The following is a 3,806-nucleotide window of genomic DNA, read 5'->3' as shown; positions in this document are numbered from 1 at the left end:
TGGGTCTGCGGGGTAAGCGGCACGATGAGCACAAAGTAGTCGGCCGCAGGCCAGACCTTGTCCACCTCGGAGATGGGATAGGTCTCATCCGCGCCTGGAACCGCGTTGCCGGACCGGTTTACGGCAATGATGCGCGGGCCAAAGCCAGAGAGCATCGTGATGAGCCGCTTGCCGATGCCGCCGGCGCCGATAATCGCCACAGTCTTGTCCTCGTGCAGGTAGGACTTGTGATCCTGCACCTCCTCGTAGCTGGAGAAGGTGTCGTTGACATAGCGATGGGCATGCAGCTGCGCGAGCAGCAGCGCGATGGTGGATTCCGCCACGGTGTTATCGAATACGCCAGCGGCGTTGGACCAGATAACGTCGGTCTCCTTCATGACGTCGAGCAGATGGTCTACGCCTGCAGAAGGAATCTGCACGAACTTGATGTTCTCCGGCAGTGGCAACGGGAAGTTCGAGCCGTCGCCGTTGTAGATGAGGAAGTCGGCATCGGAAAGCTCCGAGAGCTCATGGCCAGCTCCCTGCAAGGTCTCGATGGATTCTTGCCATTGTTCCGGCAACATAGCGTATTTCATGGTCTTCTCCTAGGGTTTCTCTGGCTTCTGGTGTCTAGATTCGGGAGGCGTAATTGGAAAGGTAGTCGGCGTGCACAACGGGGCGGCGCAGCTCCTCGGGCAGCTCCTCGGTGTGGCGGCCGATGACCGAGCGCAAAATCTTCGAGTCAAAGCCCACCTCGCCACGGCCGATGTTTTCGCCCTTGGGTCCCAGGATGTCGATGATTTCCCCGGCGTTAAACTCGCCGATGACCTCGGTGACGCCGACCGCCAGCAGGGAGTTTCCTCCCCTGGTCACGGCCTCTACCGCGCCCTCGTCAAGGCGCACAGCACCGCCGGTATCGGCACAGTAGAGAGCCCAGAACTTCCAGGCCGAAAGATGGCGCTCGGGGCGGGTGTGGAACACGGTGCCCACGGAGGCGTCGGCAAGCGCGCGCCCGATGTTGTCAGCCGCAGTCAGCAGAACAGGGATGCCTCCGCGCGTGGCGATGCGCGCTGCGGCGACCTTGGTGGCCATGCCGCCGGTGCCCACGCGGCCGCCATCACCAGCGACGACGCCCTTCAAGTCCTTGCCCGTGCGAACCTCCTCGATGAACTTGGCCCCGGGCTCAGAGGGGTTCTTGTCGTACAAGCCATCCACGTCAGACAGGAGGAACAGTGCGTCGGCACCGACCAAGTTCGCCACCAATGCAGAGAGGCGATCGTTATCACCGAAGTGCATCTCCGAGGTAGCGACGGTGTCGTTCTCATTAACGATGGGCACGATGCCGAGCTGGCGTAGGCGGTCGATGGTGCGCTGCGCGTTGCGCGCGCGATCACGCTGCCCAGTATCGGAGGCGGTCAAAAGTACCTGCCCGATGGAGCGGCCATAGCGGGCGAAGGACACGCCCCACTCATAAGCCAGGTGCACCTGCCCCACCGCGGCAGCCGCCTGCTTGGTAGCAAGATCCTGCGGGCGACGCTTGAGCCCCAGCGGGCGAATGCCAGCGGCAACCGCGCCCGAGGAAACCAGGATGACATCAGAGACCTGCATGCGCGCACAGATGGCGTCGACGATGCGGTCGATCTTCTCGGTAGAGGTAGTGAAATCGTCCTTGGTCAGAGACGAGGAGCCGATCTTGACCACGATGCGCTTGGCCCGAGCTAGCTCGCTGCGCAGCTCGGATTGATATGCAGCGGGTTCGCCTAATTCCGGGAAATCTGGCTGCGCAATCTTGCCCTGCGAGGGCTCTAGCGGCAGCGGATACTCCGGAAAGGACTCGTTGAGAGTAGGGATGGAACGGCGATCTGATGTGTCAGAGGTCATGCCATCCCAGCATACAGACCTTTGGTCCTAGCCCTGCCAACGATCGCGGTTCGCCTGCTCACGGGTGACCTTCTCGTCATCGCCAAAGTCATACTCGTCGATGAGACCACGGCGAGCCTGCGAAGCGCGCTTACGCTCAGCGGCGGAAACACGCTCGGTGCCGCCGAGGCGACCGTCGAAGCCGCGGCCGGCATCCGTGGCACGGCCGCCAGTCATCGGCTCCCACTCGAAGGTGATGCCACCGATGGTCACCGGGCAACCCTCAACAGCGCCCTGCTTAAACAGCTCATCTTCCACGCCGGCCTTGGCCAAGCGGTCAGCGAGGTAGCCGATGGCTTCATCATTTTCGAAGTCGGTTTGCACAATCCAGCGCTCGATCTTGTCACCCTCCACCACGAAGGCACCGGCAAGCTCGGGATCAGGGCGCACGGTGAAGTCAGCGTGGGAGCCGGACTTACGCTCGCCACGTGGGCGAATGATGGTGTGGTTCTTATCCGCCTTAACCTTCGGCTGGGTGCGGCGGTGCTCCTTGACCATTTCAAGCAGCTTGTACTTGAGCGGATCGAGGCCCTTGCGTGCCACCGCAGAAATGATGAAGACGGGCCAACCGTACTTCTCCTCCAGCTCTGGTTTGACGAACTCGGCCAGTTCTTCCGCCTCCCGAATATCCGCCTTGTTCAAGATAATGATGCGTGGGCGCTGCCGCAGATCGCCCAAGCCGGTGTCCTGGTCCAGCAGTTCTTGGTACTTTGCGAGCTCCTCCTCGAGCGCCTCAATATCGGAAAGCGGGTCGCGGCCCGGTTCCAAGGTGGCAACGTCAACGACGTGAGCCAGCACCGCGGTGCGCTCGATGTGGCGCAGGAAGTCCAATCCGAGGCCTTTGCCGTCAGCAGCGCCGGGGATAAGACCTGGAACATCGGCCATGGTGAAGGACTCAAAGCCCATGTCCACCACGCCGAGGTTCGGCTGCAGAGTGGTAAACGGATAATCACCAATCTTTGGCTTGGCCGCAGAAAGCACGGAAATTAGGGAAGACTTGCCGGCCGATGGGAAACCGACGAGGCCGACATCTGCCATGGATTTAAGCTCCAACACCAGATCGCGGGCCTCGCCGGGCTCGCCCTGCAACGCAAAGCCTGGTGCCTTGCGGGCAGCAGAGGCTAGGGCTGCGTTGCCAAGGCCACCGAAACCGCCTTCCGCAGCGACGAAGCGGGTGCCAGGAACCGTAAGGTCCGCCAGCATCTCGCCGTCCTCGGAGTAGACCACGGTGCCGGCCGGGACCTCGAGGATGAGATCCTCGCCGCGGGCGCCATTGCGCCAGTCACCAGCACCGTTGTTACCGCGGCCGGACTTCAGGTGCGGACGGTAGTGGAAGTCCATCAGGGTGTGAACCTGCGTGGAAACCTCCAGCAGGATGTCCCCTCCGTGGCCGCCATTGCCGCCGTCTGGACCGCCCAGCGGCTTAAACTTTTCACGGTGCACCGAAGAGCAGCCGTGGCCTCCGTCGCCGGCTTGCAGGTGAAGTACGACGCGGTCAATAAAACGTGCCATGAAGTTGGTTTCCTCGCCCTTAAAAATAAGTAGCTGTTTTTCTTAATCTGAGCTGCTCATACTACCATCGGCAGCCGCCTGCTTCCTAGCCCGGCGACGCCGACAGGGAGGGAGGAACCAAACATGTGGCCCGCGCCGTCGTAAAGCACGCTTGGCGACGTCGTATGCCGCACCGGTAGGTCCACATTGATCGCTGGAATGCGCAGGCGCGCAATAGAGCCGCTGGCGGAGGGATCGGATACCTCGGCAACAGGCAGGACCTTGTTCCAGACACTCGAGATCACGGTTCCGGCCTCAGAGTCGGTGGTGAGCTTGGAGGATGTCTGATGGTTTGTGTGTGGGGTTCAGCCCCAAGCGCTACAAGTACGGCGCGTATTAACCCGGTAAGCAAAAAG

General features: G+C 61.7%; 4 protein-coding genes. All 4 read right to left on the bottom strand.

The genetic code is table 11. The features are described 5' to 3' along the window. Nucleotides 1-575 (bottom strand): NAD(P)-dependent oxidoreductase (locus HMPREF0308_RS02375; RefSeq protein ID WP_005528307.1); only part of this gene is annotated, 575 nt, incomplete at its 3' end. 34 nt (nucleotides 576-609) lie between these two features. Then, nucleotides 610-1,860 carry a glutamate 5-kinase gene (proB, locus tag HMPREF0308_RS02370; RefSeq protein ID WP_005528305.1) on the bottom strand — a complete coding sequence of 417 codons (1,251 nt, stop codon included), beginning with the start codon at nucleotides 1,858-1,860 and terminating at the stop codon, nucleotides 610-612. Nucleotides 1,861-1,887: 27 nt separating this feature from the next. Next, nucleotides 1,888-3,411 (bottom strand): GTPase ObgE, encoded by a 1,524-nt coding sequence (obgE, locus tag HMPREF0308_RS02365; protein WP_005528303.1) that lies wholly within the window; start codon nucleotides 3,409-3,411, stop codon nucleotides 1,888-1,890. Between the two features lie 56 nt (nucleotides 3,412-3,467). Continuing rightward, complete coding sequence (locus HMPREF0308_RS14310; RefSeq protein WP_005528300.1) at nucleotides 3,468-3,695, bottom strand: sortase family protein; 228 nt, start codon at nucleotides 3,693-3,695, stop codon at nucleotides 3,468-3,470. Nucleotides 3,696-3,806 lie beyond the last annotated feature (111 nt).

The organism is Corynebacterium striatum ATCC 6940 (assembly GCF_000159135.1).
Classification (GTDB): domain Bacteria; phylum Actinomycetota; class Actinomycetes; order Mycobacteriales; family Mycobacteriaceae; genus Corynebacterium; species Corynebacterium striatum.
This window is presented reverse-complemented; position numbering and strand designations above follow the sequence as displayed.

Bases quoted from the DNA above. Each gene is read 5' to 3' on its own strand.
- proB (WP_005528305.1), bottom strand. From the start codon at position 1,860: ATGACCTCTGACACATCAGATCGCCGTTCCATCCCTACTCTCAACGAG.
- obgE (WP_005528303.1), bottom strand. From the start codon at position 3,411: ATGGCACGTTTTATTGACCGCGTCGTACTTCACCTGCAAGCCGGCGAC.